This is a genomic window from Phenylobacterium sp., from assembly GCF_025351295.1.
In the GTDB taxonomy this organism is placed as follows: domain Bacteria; phylum Pseudomonadota; class Alphaproteobacteria; order Caulobacterales; family Caulobacteraceae; genus Phenylobacterium.
Genome location: NZ_JANXWD010000021.1, coordinates 15,789 through 40,103, shown reverse-complemented (window position 1 = coordinate 40,103; position 24,315 = coordinate 15,789). Strand labels below are relative to the sequence as shown.

General features: G+C 69.6%; 25 protein-coding genes. 21 read left to right on the top strand and 4 right to left on the bottom strand.

The annotated features are described in order from the left end of the window. Positions 1–2: 2 nt before the first annotated feature. Positions 3–269, top strand: coding sequence for a hypothetical protein (locus Q0R13_RS03180; RefSeq protein WP_293899367.1), 267 nt, complete (start codon positions 3–5; stop codon positions 267–269). Between the two features lie 97 nt (positions 270–366). On the opposite strand, the gene Q0R13_RS03175 is transcribed toward Q0R13_RS03180, so the two are convergent. Continuing rightward, positions 367–717, bottom strand: a complete 351-nt coding sequence (locus Q0R13_RS03175) for a cytochrome c family protein (protein ID WP_293899364.1) — start codon at positions 715–717, stop codon at positions 367–369. A 559-nt stretch (positions 718–1,276) separates the two neighbouring features. Between Q0R13_RS03175 and bchI the strand changes: the two genes are divergently transcribed. The 6 genes from bchI (at position 1,277) to Q0R13_RS03145 (ending at position 7,877) form a co-directional block, all read left to right on the top strand. Beyond that, complete coding sequence (bchI, locus tag Q0R13_RS03170; RefSeq protein ID WP_293899362.1) at positions 1,277–2,305, top strand: magnesium chelatase ATPase subunit I; 1,029 nt, start codon at positions 1,277–1,279, stop codon at positions 2,303–2,305. Continuing rightward, positions 2,302–4,116: a magnesium chelatase subunit D gene (locus Q0R13_RS03165; protein ID WP_293899360.1), complete on the top strand. Its 1,815-nt coding sequence runs from the start codon at positions 2,302–2,304 to the stop codon at positions 4,114–4,116. Before bchI ends, Q0R13_RS03165 begins: the two co-directional genes overlap by 4 nt. Positions 4,117–4,132: 16 nt before the next feature. Then, the gene (bchO, locus tag Q0R13_RS03160; RefSeq protein WP_293899357.1) at positions 4,133–5,047 is read left to right on the top strand and encodes an alpha/beta fold hydrolase BchO; all 915 of its coding nucleotides are present in this window, start codon (positions 4,133–4,135) and stop codon (positions 5,045–5,047) included. Positions 5,048–5,120: 73 nt separating this feature from the next. Then, positions 5,121–6,599: a phytoene desaturase gene (locus Q0R13_RS03155; RefSeq protein ID WP_293899329.1), complete on the top strand. Its 1,479-nt coding sequence runs from the start codon at positions 5,121–5,123 to the stop codon at positions 6,597–6,599. A gap of 43 nt (positions 6,600–6,642) precedes the next feature. After that, the gene (locus Q0R13_RS03150) at positions 6,643–7,644 is read left to right on the top strand and encodes a phytoene/squalene synthase family protein (protein WP_293899326.1); all 1,002 of its coding nucleotides are present in this window, start codon (positions 6,643–6,645) and stop codon (positions 7,642–7,644) included. A gap of 62 nt (positions 7,645–7,706) precedes the next feature. Next, positions 7,707–7,877: a hypothetical protein gene (locus Q0R13_RS03145; protein WP_293899323.1), complete on the top strand. Its 171-nt coding sequence runs from the start codon at positions 7,707–7,709 to the stop codon at positions 7,875–7,877. Here the strand turns inward: Q0R13_RS03145 and Q0R13_RS03140 are convergent. Continuing rightward, the gene (locus tag Q0R13_RS03140; protein ID WP_293899320.1) at positions 7,845–8,555 is read right to left on the bottom strand and encodes a hydratase; all 711 of its coding nucleotides are present in this window, start codon (positions 8,553–8,555) and stop codon (positions 7,845–7,847) included. The genes Q0R13_RS03145 and Q0R13_RS03140 overlap by 33 nt on opposite strands. 122 nt (positions 8,556–8,677) lie before the next feature. Then, positions 8,678–10,240, bottom strand: coding sequence for a 1-hydroxycarotenoid 3,4-desaturase CrtD (gene crtD, locus Q0R13_RS03135; RefSeq protein ID WP_293899317.1), 1,563 nt, complete (start codon positions 10,238–10,240; stop codon positions 8,678–8,680). A gap of 121 nt (positions 10,241–10,361) precedes the next feature. On the opposite strand from crtD, the gene Q0R13_RS03130 reads away from it, so the two are divergent. The 10 genes from Q0R13_RS03130 to pufM all read left to right on the top strand — a co-directional run bounded on the left by Q0R13_RS03130 (position 10,362) and on the right by pufM (position 20,012). After that, positions 10,362–11,231, top strand: coding sequence for a polyprenyl synthetase family protein (locus tag Q0R13_RS03130; protein ID WP_293899314.1), 870 nt, complete (start codon positions 10,362–10,364; stop codon positions 11,229–11,231). Between the two features lie 6 nt (positions 11,232–11,237). Beyond that, positions 11,238–12,356, top strand: a complete 1,119-nt coding sequence (locus tag Q0R13_RS03125; RefSeq protein WP_293899311.1) for a methyltransferase — start codon at positions 11,238–11,240, stop codon at positions 12,354–12,356. 35 nt (positions 12,357–12,391) lie between these two features. Continuing rightward, positions 12,392–13,327, top strand: coding sequence for a chlorophyll synthesis pathway protein BchC (gene bchC / locus Q0R13_RS03120; RefSeq protein WP_293899308.1), 936 nt, complete (start codon positions 12,392–12,394; stop codon positions 13,325–13,327). A gap of 148 nt (positions 13,328–13,475) precedes the next feature. Beyond that, entirely contained in the window at positions 13,476–14,465 is a 990-nt protein-coding gene (locus Q0R13_RS03115; RefSeq protein WP_293899305.1) for a chlorophyllide a reductase iron protein subunit X, read from the top strand. Positions 14,466–14,468: 3 nt separating this feature from the next. Next, a complete protein-coding gene (gene bchY / locus Q0R13_RS03110; protein WP_293899302.1) occupies positions 14,469–16,019 on the top strand; it encodes a chlorophyllide a reductase subunit Y in 1,551 nt (516 codons plus the stop codon). Next, positions 16,016–17,470 carry a chlorophyllide a reductase subunit Z gene (bchZ, locus tag Q0R13_RS03105; protein ID WP_293899299.1) on the top strand — a complete coding sequence of 485 codons (1,455 nt, stop codon included), beginning with the start codon at positions 16,016–16,018 and terminating at the stop codon, positions 17,468–17,470. Before bchY ends, bchZ begins: the two co-directional genes overlap by 4 nt. A gap of 159 nt (positions 17,471–17,629) precedes the next feature. Next, a complete protein-coding gene (gene pufB / locus Q0R13_RS03100; RefSeq protein WP_293899296.1) occupies positions 17,630–17,890 on the top strand; it encodes a light-harvesting antenna LH1, beta subunit in 261 nt (86 codons plus the stop codon). A gap of 12 nt (positions 17,891–17,902) precedes the next feature. Beyond that, positions 17,903–18,112, top strand: a complete 210-nt coding sequence (gene pufA / locus Q0R13_RS03095; RefSeq protein WP_293899293.1) for a light-harvesting antenna LH1, alpha subunit — start codon at positions 17,903–17,905, stop codon at positions 18,110–18,112. Positions 18,113–18,279: 167 nt separating this feature from the next. Next, the gene (pufL, locus tag Q0R13_RS03090; RefSeq protein WP_293899290.1) at positions 18,280–19,071 is read left to right on the top strand and encodes a photosynthetic reaction center subunit L; all 792 of its coding nucleotides are present in this window, start codon (positions 18,280–18,282) and stop codon (positions 19,069–19,071) included. Positions 19,072–19,085: 14 nt separating this feature from the next. Further along, positions 19,086–20,012: a photosynthetic reaction center subunit M gene (pufM, locus tag Q0R13_RS03085; protein ID WP_293899287.1), complete on the top strand. Its 927-nt coding sequence runs from the start codon at positions 19,086–19,088 to the stop codon at positions 20,010–20,012. A 13-nt stretch (positions 20,013–20,025) separates the two neighbouring features. Here the strand turns inward: pufM and Q0R13_RS03080 are convergent, their stop codons facing one another. Continuing rightward, positions 20,026–20,181 carry a hypothetical protein gene (locus Q0R13_RS03080; RefSeq protein ID WP_293899284.1) on the bottom strand — a complete coding sequence of 52 codons (156 nt, stop codon included), beginning with the start codon at positions 20,179–20,181 and terminating at the stop codon, positions 20,026–20,028. A 142-nt stretch (positions 20,182–20,323) separates the two neighbouring features. Here Q0R13_RS03080 and Q0R13_RS03075 point away from each other — a divergent pair, with 142 nt between their 5' ends. The 4 genes from Q0R13_RS03075 (at position 20,324) to Q0R13_RS03060 (ending at position 24,314) form a co-directional block, all read left to right on the top strand. Then, positions 20,324–21,787 carry a form I ribulose bisphosphate carboxylase large subunit gene (locus tag Q0R13_RS03075; protein ID WP_293899281.1) on the top strand — a complete coding sequence of 488 codons (1,464 nt, stop codon included), beginning with the start codon at positions 20,324–20,326 and terminating at the stop codon, positions 21,785–21,787. Between the two features lie 11 nt (positions 21,788–21,798). Then, positions 21,799–22,233, top strand: coding sequence for a ribulose bisphosphate carboxylase small subunit (locus Q0R13_RS03070; RefSeq protein ID WP_293899279.1), 435 nt, complete (start codon positions 21,799–21,801; stop codon positions 22,231–22,233). A gap of 97 nt (positions 22,234–22,330) precedes the next feature. Continuing rightward, entirely contained in the window at positions 22,331–23,248 is a 918-nt protein-coding gene (gene cbbX / locus Q0R13_RS03065; protein WP_293899277.1) for a CbbX protein, read from the top strand. Continuing rightward, complete coding sequence (locus Q0R13_RS03060) at positions 23,229–24,314, top strand: class 1 fructose-bisphosphatase (protein ID WP_293899274.1); 1,086 nt, start codon at positions 23,229–23,231, stop codon at positions 24,312–24,314. The genes cbbX and Q0R13_RS03060 overlap by 20 nt, the downstream gene beginning before the upstream one ends. The last annotated feature ends 1 nt before the right edge of the window (position 24,315 follow it).

Here is a 24,315-nt window from a genome sequence, read left to right as displayed (position 1 = left end):
CGATGCTTGAGCGTCTGTTCACCAGCGGCCACGCTGTCGATCTGGTCTTGTTGTTCATGGCCGCGGAGTTCGCCTTCCTATGCTGGCGCGGTCGCACGCGCCGGCGGCCAGGCGCGACCCTAGACCGCCTGCTGGCCATCGCGCCCGGCGCATGCCTCGCCATGGCCGTACGGGCCGGGCTGACCGGCGCTGACTGGATGTGGATCGGCCTTTGGCTGGCGGCGTCCTTGCCGTTTCACCTCGGCGATCTGGCGCGCCGCCGGCTCTGAGTGGCCCGGTCCCAACGCGCTCACACGCAATCAGCCGGAACTCCGAAGAGCTCCGGCTGGCGGCCTGGATCTGCGCGAACAGACGATTCGACGCAGCCTATTTGGTGTTTTCCTGAAGGTACGCGATCACGTCGGCGCGCTTCTGAGGATCCTTGACGCCGGTGAAGGTCATGAAGGTTCCGGGCACCACCTTCTGCGGATTTTCCAGGTAGGCGTAGAGCTGCTGCTCGGTCCAAACCAGTCCCGAGTTCTTGTTGGCGTCCGAATAGTGGAAATTCGGAATCATGCCGGAATGCCGGCCGATGATCCCGTGCAGCGACGGGCCGACCTTGTTGGTGCCGGCGTCCTTGGAATGGCAGGTCTCACACTGGGCGAAGACCGATTTGCCGCTCACCGGGTCGCCGGACACCGCCGCGCCGGACGCATCCTTGATGTCGAGCGAGATCATCGTCGCCGCGGGCGCCGGAGCTTCCGGAGCGGGCGGGGGAGTCGCTTGCGAGGCAGCTGCCGGCTCGGCGGCCGGGGGAGCGCTCGAGGCGTCCGGCTTCTTGGAGCAACCGCCCAACGCGACGACGGCCCCGAAAACAACGCTTACGGCGAACGCCGCTCTGATACTTGGCATAAATCCTCCGCTGGGATTCCGGTCGTTTCAACGCGGTCAGTTTGAAGCAGGACTTGGCGTTCGTCGAGACTATTTGACAGCAAGTGTCAATCAAACGTTACATACCCACGTTCGAGGAATCGCGCCCTTCAAGGCCCGTCGTCGTGGCCGCGGCCGATACACCGACGCACCCCCGGCCGGAATAGCCAGACCCGCAAGACGACGAACGGCGCCGCAAAGCCGGAAGTTGGCGGCGCCGGCCAGGGCCTCGACTTCGCCCGCCATCGCCGCCAGCCGCTCGAAACGGGGGCCCCGTCGCATCGCCCCGGGCGCAGGGGGTGGCCTCCAATAGTGTGTTGCGCTAGCTTGACGTCCAGTCTTCTGGTCAGAGGGAATTCGACCTCACATGCGTGTCGCGTATCCCTTCTCGGCGATCGTCGGCCAGGACGAGATGAAACTGGCCCTGTTGATCGCCGCCACCGATCCGAGCATCGGCGGGGTGATGGTGTTCGGCGATCGGGGCACCGGAAAGTCCACCGCGGTGCGCGCGCTGGCCGCGCTGCTGCCGCCCATGAAGGCCGTGAAAGGCTGCGCGTTTCACTGCGATCCGAAAGCCGACGCGGGTCGCTGTCATGACGATTGCCAGCGCGACAAGCAGCGCGGCGCCGCGCGGACCGAATGGATCGCTACCCCGGTGGTGGACCTGCCGCTGGGCGCCACCGAGGACCGGGTGGTCGGCGCGCTCGACCTGGAACATGCGCTGACCCGCGGCGAGAAGCGGTTCGAGCCCGGCCTCCTGGCGCGCGCCCATCGGGGGTTCCTCTATATCGACGAGGTGAATCTGCTGGAGGACCATCTGGTGGACCTGCTGCTCGACGTGGCCGCGTCCGGCGAAAACGTCGTCGAGCGCGAAGGCCTCAGCGTGCGGCACCCCGCCCGGTTCGTGTTGATCGGCAGTGGCAATCCCGAGGAGGGCGAGCTTCGGCCGCAGCTGCTCGACAGGTTCGGGCTATCGGTCGAGGTGACGACGCCGACCACTCTGGGCGACCGGGTCGAGGTGGTGCGCCGCCGCGACACCTTCGACCGCGATCCCAAGACGTTCGGCGCGGCCTGGGCGGGCGCCGACGCCGAGGTCCGCGACCAACTGCTGGCCGCGCGCGCCGGGTTGGCGGCGGTCGAGATCCCCGACAGCGTTCTGGAAACGGCATCGAAACTCTGCATGGCGATCGGTGCGGAAGGGCTGCGCGGCGAGCTGACCCTGATGCGCGCCGCCCGCGCGCTGGCCGCGCTCAACGGCGAGCCGGCGGCGTCGGACCGGCACATCCGCGATATCGCGCCGATGGCGTTGCGGCATCGGTTGCGCCGCAATCCGCTCGATCCGTCCGGTTCGACGGCGCGAATCGATCGCGCGATGAGCGACCTTTTCGACGCATGAACGCGCCGGCCCGCCCGTCGCCGGCCCGCCCGTCGCCGGCCCGAATGTCCCCGGCCTGGGCGGACGCCGCGCTGGCGGCCGCGCTGTTCGCTGTCGATCCGGTCGGGCTGCGCGGGGTGATCGTGCGCAGCGGCGCCGGGACGGTGCGGGATCGGTGGGCCGAGATGGTTCGCGACCTGCTGCCGGCGGACGCGCCGGTGTGCCGCATTCCGCTGGGAATCGAGGACGATCGCCTGCTGGGCGGGCTGGATCTGGCGGCAAGTCTCGCCGCCGGCCGGCCGGTCGTGCAGCACGGGGTGCTGGCGCAGACCGACGGCGGGGTGGCGATCCTGGCCATGGCGGAACGCATCGACGCCGCCGCCGCCGCGCGCCTCGCCGCCGCGCTCGACCACGGCGAGGTGATCGTGGAACGCGACGGCGTGGCCCTGCGGCTGGCCGCGCGCCTCGGCATGATCGCCTATGACGAAGGCCTCGCGCCGGAGGAGCAGCCGCCGGCCGCGCTGGTGGAGCGTCTGGCGTTCCGGATCGATCTGGACGTCGTCGCGAGCCGAACGGCGCTCGACGCCGCCCACGACAGGACGGCCCTCGATCAGGCGCGGGATCGGCTCGCCTCTGTGGCGCCGGCTGATCCCGATATCGTCGAGGCGGTTTGTCTGGTGGCGGCGCGGCTGGGGCTGGGTTCGGTCCGCGCGCCCTTGCTGGCGCTGCGCGCGGCGCGAGCGCACGCGGCGCTGCGGGGCGGGTTGACGATCACCGCCGAGGATGCGGCGGCGGCGGCGCGCCTTGTCCTGGCCTGGCGGGCGACCTCCGCGCCGGCCGAACCCGAGGCCGACGCCGCGCCGCCAGAAGCCGACAATGCGCCTGATGCGCCGCCCGACGTTCAGGACCGGGACGAGGACCAGGATCCGCGCGACGGCGAAACCGAATCGGCCGCGCCGACCGATACTGTGGTCGAGGCGATCCAGGCGGCGTTGCCGGACGATCTGCTGTCGCGGCTCAGCCTGGACGACCCGCCGCGCGGGACCGCGGCGCAGGCGCGCGGATCGGGCGACGTGGCCAAGTCGGCCCGGCGCGGCCGGCCGATGGGGTCCCGGTCCGGTTCGCTGCGGGCCGGCGCCCGGCTGAACCTCGTCGAGACCCTGCGCGCCGCCGCGCCGTGGCAAGGGCTGCGCGGCGGCGGCGTGGCGGCCGGCCGCATCCAGGTCCGCCCGGCCGATTTCCGTATCCGCCGCTTCGTGCAGCGCCTGGAGGCCACGACGATCTTCGCGGTCGACGCCTCCGGCTCGACGGCGTTTCAGCGGCTTGCCGAGGCCAAGGGCGCGGTCGAGCTGCTGCTGGCCAAGGCCTACGTTTCCCGCGCCCGCGTCGCCCTGATCGCCTTTCGGGGCGCCGGGGCCGAGACCCTGCTGCCGCCGACCCGCTCCCTGGCCCGCGCCAAGAGCCGGCTGGCCGAACTGCCCGGCGGCGGCGGCACGCCGCTGGCGGCCGGCGTGGAGGCGGCTGTGCTGCTGGGGCAGGCCGAAAGGGCCAAGGACCACACGCCGCTGCTGGTGTTCCTGACCGACGGCCGGGCCAATATCGCTCGCGACGGGGCGCCGGGGCGTGCGGCGGCGGAAACCGACGCCCTGGCCGCCTGCCGCAACCTGCGCGAGGCAGGGCTCGCCGCGGTGTTCGTCGACACCTCGCCCCGCGCCCAGCCGGATGGCGACCGGTTCGCGCACGCCATGGGCGCGACCTATCTGCCGCTGCCCTATGTCGACGCCAGCGCCGTGTTCGGCCTGGTCGACGGCTTGCGCGCCGCGCGGCGTTGAGGCGGGCGGTGTCGCGATGAGGGTGCGGCCGGACTGGGATCGGGAAGGCCGCGACTGGCCGAACCGCGCCGCCAGCCGCTTCGTCCGCGCGTCTGGCCTGGATTGGCACGTCCAGGTGATGGGCGAGGGGCCGACCGTGCTGATGCTGCACGGCTCCGGCGCGGCGACCCATTCCTGGCGCGACCTGGCCCCGCGGCTGGCGCGCGACTTTCGGGTCGTCGCCCCCGATCTGCCGGGTCACGGATTCACCGCGATGCCGGGCGGCGACGGCCTCACCCTGCCCGGCATGGCCCGGGCGCTCGGCGGCCTGCTGCAGGTGCTCGAGGCGTCGCCCGCACTGGTCGTCGGGCACTCCGCGGGCGCGGCTATCGCGCTGCAGATGCGGCTGGAGGGGCAGGTCGGCGACAGCGGCGTCGTCAGTATCAACGGGGCGCTGAGGCCCTTTCCCGGCTCCGCGGGCCATATCTTCCCGGCCATGGCCCGGCTGCTGTTTCTCAATCCCCTGGCCATCCAGACCTTCGCCTGGCGCGCGGGCCGCCCCGGCGCCGTCTCGCGGCTGATCGAGGGCACGGGCTCGACGATCGATGCGGCGGGCCTGGGCTACTACGGCCAGCTGTTGCGCACGACAGGCCATGTCGCCGGGACGCTTGGCATGATGGCCAACTGGGACCTGCAGCCGCTGGTCGCCCGGCTGCCGAGTTACGACGGGCCGTTGACGCTGCTGGCGGCGGAGGGCGACCGCGCGGTGCCGGTCGAGGTGTCCAGGGCGGTCAAGGCGATGGCGCCACAGGCCGAACTGATCGTGCTGCCGGGGCTCGGCCATCTGGCCCATGAGGAAGCGCCGGACCGCATCGCGGACATCGTCCGGCGCGCGGCGCGGGCCCAGCCGGCCGCCGCCGCTCGCTTGCCTAGCGCCGGGAGATCAGCTTAGGTGTCAGCCTATGTTGACAGTCGAACGATCAAGATCGGTTGACACGTCCGCCGAGCCTCGTCCGCCGCACGCGGTGATCGTCGGGAGCGGGTTTGGCGGTCTGGCCGCCGCCGTCAGGCTCGGCGCCCGCGGCTATCGGGTCACCGTGCTGGAGCGACTCGATGCGCCGGGCGGACGCGCCGGCGTCCACCGCCAGGACGGGTTCACCTTCGACGCCGGGCCCACCATCGTTACCGCGCCCTACCTGTTCGAGGACCTCTGGCGGCTGTGCGGGCGGGAGATGGCCGACGATGTGACGCTGAAGCCGATCGACCCCTTCTACCGGCTGGTGTTCGACGATGGCGAGACCGTCGACTGCCACGCTGACCCGGTCGCCATGCGGGCCGAGGTCGCGCGGATCTGTCCCGACGACCTGCCCGGCTACGAGCGCTTCATGGCCCGGAGCCAGGCGATCTGCCGGCTTGGATTCGAGAAGCTCGGCCACGTGCCGTTCATGTCGCTGGGGGACATGGTGCGCCAGGCGCCGGACCTGCTGCGGCTGGGCGGCGCCCACAGCGTGTTCGGGCTGGTGTCGCGCTACATCAAGGACCCGCGCCTGCGCGTGGCGCTGAGCTTCCACCCGCTGTTCGTCGGCGGCAGCCCCTTCGACACCACCGCCGTCTACTGCCTGATCTCGCATCTGGAACGGCGATGGGGCGTGCACTTCGCTATGGGCGGCACGGGCGCCCTGGTGCGCGGACTGGTGGGCTTGATCGAGGGGCAGGGCGGCGTTCTGCGCTATCGGGCCGACGTCGGCGAGATCGTCGTCGAGGACGGCCAGGCCCGCGGCGTGCGCCTGCGCTCGGGCGAGACCATCGCCGCCGATATCGTGGTCTCCAACGCCGACGCGGCCTACACCTATCGCCACCTCGTGCCGGCCAGCGCGCGCAAGCGCTGGACCGACCGCAAGATCGACGCCGCCAAATATTCGATGAGCCTGTTCGTCTGGTATTTCGGCACGCGGCGCCGCTACCCGGACGTCGAACACCACACCATCCTGCTCGGCCCCCGCTACCGCGGCCTGATCGACGACATCTTCAACAACAAGGTGCTCGCCGCGGACATGAGCCTCTATCTGCACCGGCCCACGGCGACCGATCCGTCGCTGGCGCCGCCGGGCTGCGACGGCTTCTATGTGCTCTCGCCGGTCCCGCACCTGGACGCTGACATCGACTGGGCGGTCCAGGCCGAGCCCTATCGCCGGGCGATCGCGCGGCGCCTGTCGGACACCGTGCTGCCGGGGCTGGAGGAACACGTCGTCACCTCGCGGGTGACGACGCCACAGGACTTTCAGGACCTCTACTGCTCGGTCAAGGGCGCCGCGTTCAGCCTCGCGCCGACCCTGCTGCAGAGCGCGTGGTTTCGACCCAATAATCGGAGCGAAGATGTCAAAGGTCTCTATCTCGTCGGCGCCGGCGCCCAGCCTGGCGCCGGCCTCCCTGGCGTCCTCTCCTCCGCCCGAATGCTCGACGCCCTGGTCCCGGACCCCGAGTTCGCCTGCGTCCGCGCCTAGGGGCGGCCATGCCCGGCCCGCCGACAGCGCCGCCTGCCGCGAGATGATCCGTGGCGGGTCTCGATCCTTCTTCCTGGCCTCCCTGCTGCTGCCCGAGAGCGTCCGCGAGGCGGCCTATGCCATCTACGCCTTCTGCCGGCTCTCCGACGACGCGGTCGATGTCGAGGGGGGCCAGATGGGCGCCGTTTCGCGCCTGCGGGCCCGCCTCGCCTGCATCTATGCCGGCGCGCCCGCGCCCGAACCGGTCGACCGGGCGCTGACCGACGCCGTGGCGCGTTTCGGCATCCCGCGCGTGGCGCTGGAGGCCCTGCTGGAGGGGCTAGAGTGGGATGTCGAGGGCCGAGCCTATGAGACGATCGACGACGTTCACGCCTATGCGGCGCGGGTGGCCGGATCGGTCGGCGTGATGATGGCGGCGCTGATGGGCGCGCGAACCCCGGATCTTGTCGCGCGCGCCTGCGACCTGGGCGTGGCGATGCAACTGACCAACATCGCCCGCGATGTCGGCGAGGACGCGCGCGCCGGGCGCCTCTATCTGCCGCGCGCCTGGCTGCGCGAGGCGGGCATGGATCCCGACGCCTGGCTGCGCGATCCGGTGTTCACGCCGCAGATCGCCGCGGTCACTGGCCGGCTGCTGCGCCACGCGGACCAACTCTATCAGCAGGCGGATCGCGGCATCGCCAATCTCGACCCGACCTTCCGTCCCGCGATCTTCGCGGCGCGGCGTCTCTATGCCGAGATCGGCGTCAGGCTGGCGCGGCAAGGCCTGGATTCGGTGTCGGTGCGGACCTGCGTGCCACTGTGGCGCAAGGCGCAACTGGTCGCGTGGGCGGTCAACCCGGCACGGCGAAAGCCGGCCCTGACGCCCGCGGGACCGCCCCTGGCGCAGACCCGCTATCTGGTCGACGCGGTGGCGCTGGAAACCGCCTGGCCGGTCCCGCCGCGCGACGGCCGGCGCACAGGCGTCGAGGCCGACGCGGAGTGGATCATCGGCCTGTTCGCGACCCTGGAAGGGCGTGGACGCTTCGCCGGTTCGGCGCGATGATCCGGGCGTCAGGCGCGGACGTATAGGCATCGCGCGGCCAGCGACCGCGGGCACGGAACGCCATGAGCACGCACACCATCTTCATCCTCGGATTGATCCTGTTCGACGGCGTCGCCGTGGGATTGGCCATCTGGCAGTACTGGACCGTGCGGCCGACCAAGCAGGATGGAAATGACGAGGCGTCCGCCCTGGCGCGGGCGTCAGCCAAGGACCCTGGGCATCCTGAAGGGTAGCATGGCGCGCACTATGGGCGAGCGAAGCCGGTCGAGCGAGAGGCTCTCGTGGACGATCTCGGCCGGCTCTCCCTCGAGGCGACCGGCGAGCTGGGAGCGTGAATAGAAAGGCGTATCCTCGAGCGTGCGCAGCACCCGCGGCGCATCGTCCGCTTGGCCGCGCGCCGTGCGGGCCATTCGCCACCCGGTGGGCGGCAGGGGCGTCCGCGGCGGTGGCGCGATGGGCTCCACCCCGCCGTCCGGACGGATCCGCAGGGCCAGGTGGTGCGGCTCGCCGACCCGGCGGGCGACGTCGTAGAAGATCAGGGTGTCGCGCGGCAGATGGGCGCGCGACCAGTCCCAGCTGCAGAAGGCCCGTTCGAGCGGCTCGGCGCCGGCGTTCATGTCGAAATAGCCCGCGCCCCGCCACCGGCAGGCGGGATCGTCCAGCGTCACCTCGACCCGTGCGCGCGGCGCCAGCGGTCGCCAGATGTGGCGTCCGTCCGCGTCCAGCGCGAATGACGCCCCGGTGAGCGCGCTGGGGTAGAGGCGCACGGTTCCGCGAACCCGCCGGGGCAGCGGCGCGGTGACCTCGTCGAACCTGATGGTCACGGCGTCATCCTCCCAGGCGAGGCTGCTGGGTCCGATCGACAGGACGGTGTCCTCCCGGTGCAGCGCCGTCCGGCGGCGCTCGGTCATCGCCCATCGCTTTCCGGCCGCGCCATAGAGCGCCACATTGACCGCGCAGTGGTCGAGCGGATCGGCCCATCCCGACCAGGCGTAGTAGGGCGAAAAGACGCTGCCGATGAAGGCGATCAGCGTCAGGCCGTGCTGGCCGTCGTCGCTGAGTGCGTCGACATACCACCAGGCGTAGCCCCCCGGCTGGACCGGCCGGCCAAAGCCCGGTCCCGCATCAGCTGCTGGGCCGCCAGCCGGCCGGAGAGCGCCGCCATCGGCACGCCCGCCCCCGGATGCGCGCCGCCGCCCGCCTGATACAGCCGCGGAATCCGCGTCCTGGCCCCCGGCCGTTTGAACGCCGCCGCCCATCCGTGGGTCGCCGGTCCATAGAGCGCCCCGCCGCTCGCCGGAAACAGGGCGTTGAAATCCGTCGGCGAGGTGATTGCCGCCGTCTCCAGGGGCTGACCCAACGCCAGGCCGCACCGCGCCAGATGAGCCGAAACTTGGGTCTCGCATGCCCTGATCTCCGTTTCGTCCAAGGGGGCGTGGTCGCCATTGGCCGGTGCGTTGACCAGGACCAGCAGTCGGTCGGCGGGCGCCACGCCCGGCTCGCCATCCCCACGATCCTGGGCGCAGACATAGATGGTCGGCCCGCGCGGCAGCCGGCCCCGCCGCAGGATGTCGTCGAACTCGGCGGCGTAGTCGGCGGAAAAGAACACATTGTGCCGGGCCAGCGGAAAGCCGCGCGTCTCGGTGCGCAGCGCCCAGGTCAGGGCGGACAGCGAGCGCCCGGCGGCCGGCTGGGCCGGGGCTGCGGCCCGGGCCGCCGCGCCCAGCGCGCCCGACGCCAGCGCGGCCGAATCGGCGTTGACCACGACCCAGTCGGCCGCCAGGCGCTCGTCGCCGGCCAGGATCACCCCGCCGGCGCGGCCCCGTTCAAGATCGATCGTCTCGGCATGGGCGCCGTAGACGAAGGCGACGCCCAGGGATGTCGCCACGGCTTCCATCGCCTCGGCCAGCCGCTGCATGCCGCCCGCCACCGCCCACACCCCGGCCTGCTCCACATGGGCGATCAGCATCAGGGTCGCGGGGGCGGCGAAGGGGGAGGAGCCGCAATAGGTGGCGTAACGTCCGAACAGCTGGCGTAGGCGCGGATCGGCGAAATGGTCGCCCAGGGCCCGCCACAGCGTGTCGAACGGCCGGATGCCCAGCAAGGCGTCCGCCCGGCCCCAGCCGATCTTGCCGGCCAGGCCGACCGGGCCGGTCTTCTGCTCGGTCAGGAAGGAGTCGCGAAGGGTTTCGTAGATCCGCCGTGATTCGCTGCAGAACGCCCGATAGCCGGCGGCCTCTTTCGGGCCGGCGAAGGCGCCGATGGCCTCGGCCGTGCGGGGGATGTCCGCGAACAGGTCCAGCCGCTCGGCCTCGTTCCAGGCGTGGCGCGCCAGAATGTCGAGCGGCTTCAGCTCTATGTGAGCCTCGAGCGAGGCGCCGGCCGCTTCGAAGATCTCATCGAAGACCCAGCGCATGGTCAGCACCGTCGGTCCGGCGTCCACCGAGACCCCGCCAACACCGGTCTCCCGCATCTTGCCGCCGGCCTGGGCGGCGCGTTCGACCACGGTCACCTGAAAACCCGACCGGGCGAGCTCGATCGCGCAGGCGAGGCCGCCGATTCCGGCCCCGACGATGACGACCTTTTCCTGCCCCACCGGCAAATTCCCGTGTCCGCGTTGCTTTACGCCCTAGCATGTGTCTAGCTTCGAGGACATTCTTGTTGTCCAAATTGATTTACACTCGGACGATCGCCGCATCCCGCTGGGAGTTGACCGCATGACGGTGGCCTTGAGGATCGAATCCACGCTTGAGGCGGCGGTCGCCCTCGCCGAGGCCCAGAATGCCCCGCCGCGCCTCGCCGCCGCGCTCCGGCACGCGGTATTTCCAGGCGGCGCGCGGGTTCGCCCGCGCTTGTGCCTGGCGGTCGCCGAGGCCTGCGGCGGCGGTGACACGGGCCTGGTCGAGGCGGTGGCGGCGGCGATCGAACTCCTCCACTGCGCCTCGCTAGTGCATGACGACCTGCCCTGCTTCGACGACGCCGCCACGCGGCGCGGCAAGCCCTCGGTGCACGCCGCCTTTGGCGCCCCGCTGGCGGTGCTGGCGGGCGACGCGCTTATCGTGATGGCCTTCGACGTCCTGGCCCGCGCGGGGGCCGCCGCGCCGGCCCGGCTGCCCGCGCTGCTGACCATCGTAACTCGCGGCGTGGGCATGCCGGGCGGGATCGTCGCCGGCCAGGCCTGGGAGAGCGAGCGCTCCGTGCCCGTCGAGTCCTATCATCGCGCCAAGACCGGGGCCCTGTTCGTCGCTGCCGCGATGTGCGGCGCGGTGGCGGTCGGCGCGGATCCGACGCCCTGGCGGGAGCTGGGCGAGAAGCTTGGCGCGGCCTACCAGGTCGCCGACGACCTGCTGGACGCGGTCAGCGCCGAGGCGGATTGCGGCAAGCCGACCGGCCGCGACGCCGCTCTGCAGCGGCCCAGTCTGGTGGCGCAGCTGGGCCTGAAGGGCGCGCATGCGCGGCTGGAGGGCCTCGTCGGCGAAGCGGTCGCCGCGATCCCACCGTGCGACGGCGCCAGGAGCCTCCGGGACCTGGTGCAGATCCAGGCCACGCGGCTGGCGCCAAAACAGCTGGCGCGCAGCGCCGCCTGACCCGCCATGTCCGCGACGACGTGGCGCGATCGATGGACCGGCTGGCGCAACGGGCTGCTGTCCGATCCGGGTTTCCAGCAGTGGGCCGCGGACTTTCCGCTGACCCGGCCGATCGCGCGCCGCCGCGCGCAGGGCCTGTTCGATCTGGTCGCTGGCTTCGTCTACTCGCAGACCCTGGCGACCTGCGTGCGGCTGCGGCTGTTCGAACTGCTGCGCGACGGGCCGCGCGCGACCGCCGCGCTGGCGGAGGTGCTCGACCTGCCCCTGGAGGCCGTGGACCGGCTGCTGGGCGCGGCCCAGGCGCTGCGGCTGGTGGAGCGCGCGGGGCCCGGCCGCTATGCGCTGGGCGCGCAGGGCGCGGCCCTGCTGGGCAATGCCGGCCTGCTCGAGATGATCGAGCACCATCGGCATCTCTATGCGGACCTGGCGGACGGCGTCGGCCTGCTGCGCCGTGGCGGGGGAGAAGGCCACCTGGCCGCCTACTGGCCCTATGCGACCTCGGCCGCGCCGCAGGCCACCACACCCGAGGACGTCTCGGACTATTCGGCGCTGATGGCCGCGACGCTTCCGGCGGTCGCCGCCGACCTGTTCCAGGCCTACCGCATCGGCCGCCACCGCCGGCTGATGGATGTCGGCGGCGGGGAGGGCGCGTTCCTGGCCTTGGCGGGGGCGCAGGCGCCGGCGCTGGAACTGATGCTGTTCGACCTGCCGGCGGTGACGCAGCGCGCCCGGCGGCGGCTGGCCTGCGCGGGCCTGCTCGATCGTACAGAGGTGTTCGCTGGGGATTTCCTGTCCGAACCCGTGCCCGCGGGCGCCGACCTGATCACCCTGGTTCGTATCCTGCACGACCATGACGACACCGGCGCCGTCGCGCTGTTGCGGTCCATCCGCGCGGCGCTGCCGCCGGACGGCGCCCTGCTGATCGCCGAACCGATGTCCGCCGCGCCCCGGACCGACCGGGTCGCCGACGTCTATTTCGCGCTCTACCTGCTGGCCATGGGCCGCGGCCGCGCCCGGACGCCCGCCGAGATCGCCGCGCTGGCGCGAACCGCCGGATTTCGTCGGATCCGGACCCTGCGCACCCGCACGCCTTTCCTGCTGCGCGCGGTGTTGGCCCAGCCCTGAACCGTAGCTGTGGCGGGCAAAATGAGGAGACCAAGATGGACACATTGGCCGTCGTGATCGAGCAGCCTGAACAACTGTCACTGCGCCACCTCGACCTCAAGGACATCACCGCCGATGACCTCATGGTGGAGATCGACTGGAGCGGGATCAGCACCGGCACCGAGCGCCTGCTCTGGAGCGGCCGCATGCCGCCCTTTCCCGGCATGGGTTACCCCTTGGTGCCGGGGTATGAATCCGTCGGCCGGGTGGTCGATGCGGGGCAAGGCGCGCGCGGGCGGATCGGCGAGACCGTCTTCGTCCCCGGTTCGTCCGGTTTCAAGGATGCACGCGGCCTGTTCGGCGGCGCGGCGCGGCGGCTGGTCGCGCCCAGCGCACGGGTCGTCTCCATCCCCGAGTCGCTGGGCGATCGCGGGGTCCTGATCGCCCTGGCGGCCACCGCACGCCACGCGATCGCCGGCGGCGCCACCCCGGATCTGATCGTCGGACACGGCGTGCTGGGCCGGCTGCTGGCCCGGCTGGCGGTGATCGAGGGCGGCCCGCCACCGACCGTCTGGGAAACCAACTCCCTGCGCGGCGAGGGCGCCGAGGGCTATCGGGTGGTCCATCCCGACGCGGACGAGCGGCGCGATTATCGCGCGATCTATGACGTGAGCGGCGACTCCAAGCTGCTCGGCGGCCTGATCGCGCGCCTGGCCCGGGGTGGCGAGGTGGTGCTGGCCGGCTTCTACGACCAGCCGCTGTCGTTCGAATTTCCGCCGGCCTTCATCCGCGAGGCCCGCCTGCGCGTCGCGGCGGAATGGGCGCCTGAGGACCTGGCCTTCACCACGCGGCTCATCGAGACCGGGGCCCTGTCGCTGGAAGGCCTGATCACCCATCGCCGGCCGGCGGAGGAAGCCGATGGCGCGTATCGCACGGCCTTCACGGATTTCACCTGCCTGAAGATGGTTCTCGATTGGCGGCAGTGTGCCTGAGGTCTGACAGAGCCCAACTGTCAGGTCAGATTGACGATATTTTCGGATCGCAACGAAGTGTACGTTTAGATTGACAACCCTTGGCGTAAAGTTAGGCTGACACTCTCGGCTCGACTAGATAGGGGCCGAGCGGTGGAAGGCCAAGCCTATGAGCGTCACCTTGATCGACAACCGCCGTCTTCGCGCGGAAGCCGCGGTTGAACCCGATCCCGTCCACACCGGCGCGGTGACGAAGGAGACCCAGGTGATCGCCATCTACGGCAAGGGCGGCAGCGGCAAGAGCTTCGCCCTCTCCAACCTCAGCTACATGATGGCCCAGCAGGGCAAGCGGGTCCTGCTGATCGGCTGCGACCCCAAGTCCGACACCACCTCGCTGCTGTTCGGCGGCAAGTCCTGCCCGACCATCATCGAGACCTCGGCCCGCAAGAAGCTGGCCGGCGAAGAGGTCCGCATCGAGGATGTCTGCTTCACCCGCGACGGGGTGTTCGCGATGGAGCTGGGCGGCCCCGAAGTCGGTCGCGGCTGCGGCGGGCGCGGCATCATCCATGGCTTCGAACTGCTCGAGAAGCTGGGCTTCCATGACTGGGGCTTCGACTACGTCCTGCTCGACTTCCTGGGCGACGTGGTCTGCGGCGGCTTCGGCCTGCCGATCGCCAGGGACATGTGCCAGAAGGTCATCGTCGTCGGCTCCAACGACCTGCAGTCGCTCTATGTCGCCAACAACGTCTGCTCGGCGGTGGAATACTTCCGCAAGCTCGGCGGCAATGTCGGCGTGGCCGGCATGCTCATCAACAAGGACGACGGCACCGGCGAGGCCCAGGCGTTCGCCGACGCCGTCGGCATCCCGGTGCTGGCCGCGATTCCGGCCGACGACGACATCCGGCGCAAGTCCGCCAACTACCAGATCATCGGCACGCCCGGCGACCGCTGGGGACCCTTGTTCGAATCCCTGGCCGCGAACGTGGCCACGGCGCCGCCGGTGCGACCCAAGCCGCTGACCCAGGACGGTCTGCTGGGCCTGTTCGCCGCGGACCAGACGGGCGGCGCCTATGTGCTGCAGCCGGCGAGCCAGGCCGACATGCGCGGCGGCGTGTTCGCCGAGACCCGCACCCTCGAAGTCATCTACGACGCGGTGTAGGCGATGAGCGACCGGGCGCCCTCCGACGCGATGATCTCCGCCGATGGCGCGGTGAGCGAGGTCGTCGCTTCGCCGGGCGTCGGCGACGGCGGCGGATGCCACGCCGGGCCGGATGAACTGCGCCAGGCCGCCCAGAGCGCCGGCAAATCCGACATCCTCGACCGGTACGCCAAGGACTATCCCAAGGGCCCCCATGACCAGCCCCAGAGCATGTGCCCCGCCTTCGGCTCGCTCCGCGTCGGGCTGCGCATGCGCCGCACGGCCACGGTGTTGTCCGGCTCGGCCTGCTGCGTCTACGGCCTGACCTTCACCTCGCACTTCTACGGCGCACGCCGGACCGTGGGCTACGTCCCGTTCAACTCCGAAACCCTGGTGACCGGCAAACTCTTCGAGGACATCCGAGAAGCCGTCTTCCAGCTGGCCGATCCCGCACTCTACGACACGGTGATCGTCACCAACCTCTGCGTGCCCACCGCCTCCGGCGTGCCGCTGCAACTGCTGCCCAAGCAGATCAACGGCGTGCGGATCATCGGCATCGACGTTCCGGGCTTCGGCATCCCCACGCACGCGGAGGCCAAGGACGTACTGGCCGGGGCCATGCTGAAATACGCCCGCGGCGAGGCCGAGCAGGGTCCGGTCGCCGCGCCGCGCGAGCAGTCCGACAAGCCCACCATCACCCTGCTGGGCGAGATGTTCCCCGCCGATCCGGTGGGCATCGGCATGATGCTTGAGCCGCTGGGCCTGGCCGCCGGCCCGGTCGTGCCGACCCGGGAATGGCGCGAGCTGTACGCCGCCCTGGACTGCGCCGCCGTGGCTGCGATCCACCCCTTCTACACCGCCTCGGTGCGTGAATTCACCGCCGCTGGCCGCGCGATCGTCGGTTCGGCGCCGGTGGGGCGCGACGGCACGGCCGCCTGGCTCGATGCCATCGGTCAGGCCTGCGGGATCGCCCAGTCCCAGGTGGACGCGTCCAAGAACCGCTTCCTGCCGGCCATCCAGGGTGCGCTCGCCGCCGCGCCGATCCGCGGCCGCATCACCCTCAGCGGTTACGAGGGCTCCGAACTGCTGGTCGCCCGGCTGTTGCTGGAGAGCGGCGCCGACGTGCCGTATGTCGGCACCGCCTGCCCGCGCACCCCCTGGTCCGACCCGGACCGCGAGTGGCTGGAATCACGGGGTGTGCGGGTGCAGTTCCGCGCCTCGCTGGAGCAGGACATCGCCGCGTTCGAGGAGTTCGGACCCGACCTCGCCATCGGCACGACCCCGGTGGTGCAGTACGCCAAGCAGCGCTCGATCCCCGCGCTCTACTTCACCAACCTGATCTCGGCCCGGCCGCTGATGGGACCGGCGGGGGCCGGCTCGCTGGCTCAGGTGATCAACGCCGCGCTCGCGAACAAGGCCCGCTTCGACCAGATGAGCGCCTTCTTCGAAGGCGTCGGCACAGGGCACGCCAGCGGTGTCTGGGAAGACACCCCGATCGACCGGCCCGAGTTCAAGGCGCGCTACGCCAAGACCATGGCCGCGGCCCGCGCCCAGGAAGAGGCGGTCGGCTCATGACGCTGATCCTCGATCATGATCGCGCGGGCGGCTATTGGGGCGCGGTCTACGCCTTCACGGCCATCAAGGGGCTGCAGGTCATCATCGACGGACCGGTGGGGTGCGAGAACCTGCCCGTGACCTCGGTGCTGCACTACACCGACGGCCTGCCGCCACATGAGTTGCCGATCGTGGTGACCGGTCTCGGCGAGGAGGAACTGGGCCAGACCGGCACCGAGGGCGCGATGAAGCGGGCCTGGCGCACGCTCGACCGTGACCTGCCGGCGGTGGTGGTCACCGGATCGATCGCCGAGATGATCGGCGGCGGCGTCACCCCGGAAGGCACCAATATCCAGCGCTTCCTGCCGCGCACGATCGATGAGGATCAGTGGCAGAGCGCCGATCGCGCCCTGACCTGGCTCTGGACCCAGTTCGGTCCGAAGAAGGTCCCGAAGTTGCGCCCCCGCAAGGACGGCGAGCCGCCGAAGGTCAACATCATCGGGCCGATGTACGGCATGTTCAACATGCCGTCGGACCTGGCGGAGATCCGGCGGCTGATCGAGGGGATCGGCGCCCAGGTCAACCTGGTCTTCCCGCTGGGCAGTCATCTTGCGGACGTGCGCCGACTGGCGGATGCCGACGTCAACGTCTGCATGTACCGGGAGTTCGGCCGGCAGCTCTGCGAGACCCTGGAGCGGCCCTATCTGCAGGCGCCGATCGGGCTCGACTCCACCACCCGGTTCCTCCGCACGCTTGGCGAGCTGCTGGAGCTCGATCCGGAACCCTTCATCGCGCGGGAAAAGCACACCACCATCAAGCCGATCTGGGATCTGTGGCGCTCGGTGACCCAGGACTTCTTCGGCACCGCCAGCTTCGCCGTCGTGGCCAACGAGACCTACGCCCGCGGGATCCGCGCCTTCCTCGAAACCGACATGGGCCTGCCCTGCATGTTCGCCGTCTCGCGGGTCGCCGGGCGCAAGTCGGACAACGAGGCGGTAAGGCGCGCCATTCGCGAGACGCCGCCCCTGGTCATGTTCGGCAGCTTCAACGAGCGGATGTACATGGCCGAGGCCGGATCCCGGGCCACCTACATTCCCGCCTCCTTCCCGGGGGCGATCATCCGCCGCCATACCGGCACGCCGTTCATGGGCTACGCCGGCGCGACCTACCTGGTGCAGGAGGTCTGCAACGCGCTGTTCGACGCGCTCTTCCACATCCTCCCGCTCGCCGCGCAGATGGACAAGGTGGAGGCGACGCCGGCGCGCCGGCATGTCGAGCTGGCCTGGGACCCGGACGCCAAGGCGGCGCTCGACCGAATTGTCGAGGCGCAGCCGGTTCTGGTGCGGATTTCCGCGGCGAAACGCCTGCGTGACGCGGCCGAGCGCGGCGCGCGCCTGGCCGGCGAGGGGCGCGTCCTGGCGAGTCGTGTCGCGATCGCGCACGCGGGCCTGATGGAGGGCCAGGCGGCATGATGGGCAGGGACGCCTTCGCGCCGCCTACGGGCGGACGGCAGCAAACACGCAGCTGCGACGGCCCGCGCTCAAGTGGGGTTGTTCTCAACGGCCTCATCAAGAGATCGCGATGATGGTCCTCGCGGTTGGCGTCGCTGTCAAAGTAATCCCGTCCATAGGGTGAGCAACAGCGAGATTGGAGCAGGAGTTATGGCAGAAAGAGATCTAAGTACAGGTAGCTTGACGGGCTTGACTGAAGCGGAAGCAAAAGAATTCCATCGAATTTTCATGGGAAGCTTCATCGGGTTCACCATCATCGCGATCATCGCGCACGTTCTGGTTTGGAACTGGCGTCCCTGGTTGCCTGGTGTCCAGGGTTACTCCGAGCTGATGGAGCACGGAAAGATGGCCGGTCAGTTGGCTCTGAGCTACTTCAGCTAAAGGAGAACTATCATGTGGAGGATCTGGCTTCTATTTGATCCAAGACGCGTACTCGTCGGATTGTTCGTCTTCCTGTTTGTCCTGGCGTTGCTGATTCACTTCATCCTGCTCAGCACGTCGCGGTTCAACTGGATCGAAGGCCCGAACGTCAAGCACGCCGCTCCTGCGGCGTCGCAAACCCTGACGGTCGATCCGACCAAGGCGCCGATCAAGCCCGCCTAGGCGCGATCGTCTCCTGATCTACCCAAGAAGGGAGCGGGCGTGTGTCGGCCCTGGCCGACCCGCCCGCCACCCGGACTTCCGAACTCCCAGGTCGGACCTGGCGGACGAACAAACCAGCGCGGAGACCCGCAGCCATGGCGTTGCTGAGCTTTGAACGAAAATACCGCGTGCGCGGAGGCACTCTGCTCGGCGGCGATCTGTTCGATTTCTGGGTCGGCCCCTTCTACGTCGGCTTCTTTGGAGTGACGTCGGTGTTCTTCGCCGCCCTCGGGACGGCGCTGATCGTCTACGGCGCCGCGCTTGGGCCCACCTGGAACATCTGGCGCATCAGCATCGCGCCGCCCGACATCAGCTACGGCATGGCGCTGGCGCCGCTCAAGGAGGGCGGCCTGTGGCAGGCCATCACCTTCTGCGCCCTGGGGGCCTTCGGGTCGTGGGCGCTGCGCGAAGTGGAGATCGCCCGCAAGCTGGGGATCGGCATGCATGTGCCGTTCGCCTTCAGCTTCGCGATCCTGGCCTATTTCGTGCTTGAGGTGGTGCGGCCGGCGCTGCTCGGGGCCTGGGGATACGCCTTTCCCTACGGCATCTTCAGCCACCTGGAGTGGGTGTCCAACACCGGGTATAGATATTTGAATTTCCACTATAATCCAGCGCACATGATCGCCGTGTCGTTCTTCTTTGCGACGACCTTCGCGCTCTCCCTGCACGGCTCGCTGATCCTGTCGGCGACCAATCCCGGCAAGGGCGAGGCGGTCAAGACGCCGGAGCATGAAGACACCTTCTTCCGCGACGTGATGGGCTACTCGATCGGCACCCTGGGCATTCACCGGCTTGGCCTTTTCCTGGCGTTGTCGGCGGTGTTCTGGAGCGCGGTCTGCATCGTCATCAGCGGCCCGGTGTGGTCGCTCGGCTGGCCGGAATGGTGGAACTGGTGGCGTAACCTCCCGATTTGGGGCTAGCGAGGAGACGGACTGTGGCGGGTTATCAAAACATATTCACCCAGGTCCAGGTCCGCGGGCCGGCCGAGATGGGGGTCGCCCTCCCGGCGGGCCAGTTCAGCCGCGACGGGACCCCCTGGCAATCGTGGCTGCTGGGCATCATCGGCAACGCGCAGATCGGGCCGATCTATCTTGGTGTCACGGGTGTCGCGTCGCTGCTCTGCGGCTTCCTGGCCTTCGAGATCATCGGACTCAACATGTGGGCTTCGGTGGGCTGGAATCCCGCCGAGTTCGTGCGGCAGCTGCCCTGGCTCTCCCTGCAGCCGCCGCCGCCGGAATACGGGCTGCAGATCTTCCCGCCCCTGGCGCAGGGCGGATGGTGGCTGATGGCGGGATTCTTCCTGACCGCATCGCTCATCCTGTGGTGGGTCCGGACCTATACCCGGGCGCGGGCCCTGGGCCTCGGCACCCACGTGGCCTGGGCCTTCGCCTCGGCGATCTGGCTTTACCTGGTGCTGGGCTTCATCCGGCCGATCTTCATGGGCAGCTGGAGCGAAGCCGTACCGTTTGGAATCTTCCCGCACCTGGATTGGGTGGGGTCGTTCTCGATCCGCTACGGCAACCTGTTCTACGACCCGTTCCACTGCCTCTCGATCGTCTTCCTCTACGGCTCCACCCTGCTGTTCGCCATGCACGGCGCCACGATCCTGGCGGTCAGCCGGTATGGCGGCGAGCGGGAGATCGAGCAGGTCACCGATCGCGGCACGGCCTCGGAGCGGGCGGCCCTGTTCTGGCGCTGGACCATGGGGTTCAACGCCACGATGGAGTCGGTGCACCGCTGGGCCTGGTGGTTCGCCGTGCTGACGCCGCTGACCGGCGGGATCGGCATCCTGATCACCGGCACCGTGGTCGACGACTGGCACGGGTGGGCCGTCGCGCACCACTATGCCTTCACGCAATAGCGCGACCCCTGGCTCAGCCCCGCGAAGGCGGCGGGGTTGGGTTCCGCGCGTTGACCGCCTCCATCTCGGCCACCACCCCGCGACCCTCGGCGAGGATGAAGGCCTTCAGGCGCGCATGCAGCGGCAGGAGCGGCATCGACCGGCGGTGCGCGACGAACCAAGTGCGCATCCAGGGCGAGCCATGAACATCCAGCGCCTTCAGCAGCCCCAGGCCCAGTTCGAGACACGCGGTGTGCCGCGACAGGCCCGCCAGGCCGATCCATGGCGATCGATAAGGCGCCCGCGAAGGTCCAGGGAGGAAGCGCGCTGCCATGACAAAGACCGGTGAAATCGCGCCCCTCGCGGCCAAGGAACGCTACAAGCCCGGCGTGCTCAAATATAAGCAGATGGGCTATTGGGCGCCCGACTATGAGCCGTCCGAGACCGACATACTGGCGGTCTTCCGGATCACCCCGCAGGACGATGTCGATCCGGAGGAGGCCGCCGCCGCGGTGGCCGGCGAGTCCTCGACCGCGACCTGGACGGTGGTCTGGACCGACCGGCTGACGGACCACTCGCACTATCAGGCCAAGGCCTATCGCCTGGAGCCGGCGCCCGGTTCGCCGGGCCAGTACTTCGCCTACATCGCCTACGACATCGACCTGTTCGAGGAAGGCTCGATCGCCAACCTTACCGCGTCGATCATCGGCAATGTCTTCGGTTTCAAGCCGCTCAAGGCGCTGCGCCTCGAGGACATGCGCATTCCGACCGCCTACCTGAAGACCTTCCAAGGCCCCCCGACCGGCATCGTCGGCGAGCGCGAACGGCTGAACTGCTACGGCCGCCCGCTGCTGGGGGCGACGATGAAGCCGAAGCTCGGCCTATCGGGGCGCAACTACGGACGGGTCGTCTACGAAGCGCTGAGCGGCGGGCTGGACTTCACCAAGGACGACGAGAACATCAACTCACAGCCGTTCATGCATTGGCGCGACCGGTTCCTCTACTGCATGGAGGGCGTCAACAAGGCGAACGCGGTCAGCGGCGAGATCAAGGGCCACTATCTCAACGTCACCGCCGCCACCATGGAGGACATGTACGAGCGCGCCGAGTTCGCGCGTGACCTCGGCAGCGTCATCGTGATGATCGACCTGGTGATCGGCTACACCGCGATCCAGTCGATGGCCAAGTGGGCCCGCCGCAACGATATGATCCTGCACCTGCACCGCGCGGGCCACTCGACCTATACCCGGCAGAAGGCGCACGGCGTCTCCTTCCGCGTCATCGCCAAATGGATGCGGATGGCGGGGGTGGACCACATCCACGCCGGTACGGTGGTCGGCAAGCTCGAGGGCGACCCCAACGTCGTGCGCGGCATCTACGACACCTGCCGCGAAACCCATGTCCCGAAGAACCTGGAGCACGGGATCTTCTTCGACCAGCCCTGGGCCAGCCTGAAGAAGATGATGCCGGTGGCCTCCGGCGGCATCCACGCCGGCCAGATGCACCAGCTGCTGACCTATCTGGGTGAGGACGTCGTGCTGCAGTTCGGCGGCGGCACGATCGGCCATCCCATGGGGATCTCCGCGGGCGCCACGGCCAACCGGGTCGCCCTGGAGGCCATGGTCAAGGCGCGCACCGAAGGCCGCGACATCTGGAACGAGGGACCCGACATCCTTGTCCAGGCCGCGCGGAGTTGCGCGCCGCTGCGGGCCGCGCTGGATACCTGGGCGCATGTCACCTTCGACTTTGCTTCCACGGACTCGGTCGATTTCGTTCCCACGCCGACGGCGAGCTGAGGAGGTTCCCGATGCGTCTCACCCAGGGCCAATTCTCCTTCCTGCCCGATCTCACCGATCCGGAAATCGCTGCGCAGTGCGCCTACGCCCTGGACCAGGGCTGGTCGATGGCGGTCGAGTTCACCGACGATCCGCATCCACGCAATGTCTACTGGGAGATGTGGGGCGCGCCGATGTTCGACCTCAAGGACCCGGCGGGGGTGGTGATCGAGGTCAACGCTTGCCGCGAAGCCCAGCCGCGCTGCTACGTGCGGCTCCTCGCCTTCGACGCCAGCAAGGGCTTCGAGACGCTGCGGATGAGCTTCATCGTGCACCGGCCGCCGGACGAGCCGGGGTTCGAGCTGATCCGCGCGGACGGCCCCGGCCGCAACATCGGATACACCTTGCGCCCCTACGCCGCCGACGCCCCCCCGGGGCGGCGCTACGGTCCCGGGCGCACGCCATGACCCCAGCCCGGTGTCTGATCGCCCCCAGCCTCCTGGCCGCCGATCTGGCGCGCCTGCGCCACAAATTGGCGGACGTGCCGGACCGACGGAGGGCCGCATGACCACCCCGTCCAACGTCATCGACGCCACCGTCCCGGATCGCATCGACCTCGCCGCCCTGGCCAACCAGGTGGAGCTTGGCGAGATGTTCGAGGAACTGGACGCGGAGCTGGTGGGCCTGGCGCCGGTGAAGCGGCGCATCCAGGAGATCTCCGCCCTGCTGGTTGTCGACCGGGCGCGCGCCCAGGTCGGCCTGACCTCGACGCCGCCGTCGCTGCACATGTGCTTCACCGGCAATTCCGGCGTCGGCAAGACGACGGTGGCGCGCCGCATGGCCCGCATCCTCCACCGTCTCGGCTATATCCGACGCGACCATGTGGTCAGCGTGACCCGGGACGATCTGGTCGGCCAGTTCATCGGCCACACCGCGCCCAAGACCAAGGAGGCGCTGAAGCGCGCCATGGGCGGCGTGCTGTTCATCGACGAGGCCTACTACCTCTATCGGCCCGAGAACGAGCGCGACTACGGCCAAGAGTCGATCGAGATCCTGCTCCAGGTGATGGAGGACAATCGCGACGACCTGGTGGTGATCCTCGCGGGCTACAGCGAGCAGATGAAGGCGTTCTTCAGCAGCAATCCGGGCATGGCGTCGCGGGTCGCCCACAATATCGACTTCCCCGACTATTCGACCGAAGAGCTGTTCAGGATCGCCAAGCTGATCGCCGAGCAGATGAACTATCGCTTCGACGCCGAGGGTGCGGTGGCGATGCTGGACTACATCAAGCGTCGCCAGGCGCGGCCCAACTTCGCCAATGCGCGTTCGATCCGCAACGCCCTGGACCGCGCGCGCCTGCGCCAGGCCCGCCGGCTGTGCGACGGCTGGTCCGCCGTGGTCGACCGCGAAGCGCTGGAGACCATCCGGGCCGAGGACATTCGCGCCAGCCGGGTGTTTACGGATGGCGACGATGGCCGCTGAGCCGCTTGCCGATACGCCGATGTCGTTCGAGGCCTTCGTCGCCGATCCCAGCCATTGGGACGCGCCGCCGGAGGCGAGCCTCGCGGCCCTGGTCGGCGCGATCTCGCGCGCCTGCCGGGCGGTCGGCAAGGCCGCCAGGCTGGGCAGGCTGATGCCGTTTACCGCCGCTCTGGAGGTCAACGTCCAGGGGGAGTCGCAGAAGCCGCTCGACGTCGTGGCCAACGACATTTTCCTCGCCGAGTGCGGCCCCTTTATCGCTGGGCTGGTTTCGGAGGAGATGGAGGAGCCGGTCTACGCCGACGAGCGGCTCGGCAGCGCGCCCTATCTGCTGGTCATCGATCCGCTCGACGGGTCGTCGAATACCGAAACGGCGATGACGGTCGGCGCGTTCTTCTCGGTCCTGCGCGCGCCCGCGGCCAAGGTCGCGCCCGAAGACTTCCTGCAGAATGGCGACGCTCAGATCGTCGCCGGCTACGCCCTGTACGGCTCGACCACCCTGCTGGTCATCACCCTGGGGCGTGGCGTCCATGGGTTCACGCTGGATCCCGGCGATGGGGTCTTCCGGCTGACGCACCCCGACATGACCCTGCCGCAGAACACGCGGGAGTTTGCCATCAACGCCTCAAACCAGCGGTTCTGGGAACCGCCGGTGCAGCTGTTCGTCCAGCAGTGCCAGGACGGCGCGGAGGGTCTGCGCGGCGAAGACTACAACATGCGCTGGAACGGCGCCCTGGTCGCCGAACTGCATCGAATCCTCGTGCGCGGCGGCATCTTTCTCTACCCCTGGGACAATCGCAAACCGGCCCGCAAGGGGCGCCTGAGGCTGCTGTACGAAGCCAATCCGGCCGCCAAGCTGATCGAGGCCGCCGGCGGCGCCGCCTCCACCGGCCGCGAGCGGATTCTCGGGATCACGCCGCGCGCAGTGCATGAGCGCACGCCCCTGATCTTCGGCTCGAAGGACGAGGTCACGCGGCTGGAGACCCACCATGCGGGCTACGATCGCGGCGAGGCGATGGTGTTTCGAACGCCGTTGCTGCACCGCCGTTCGCTGTTCCGCCGGGTCTGAG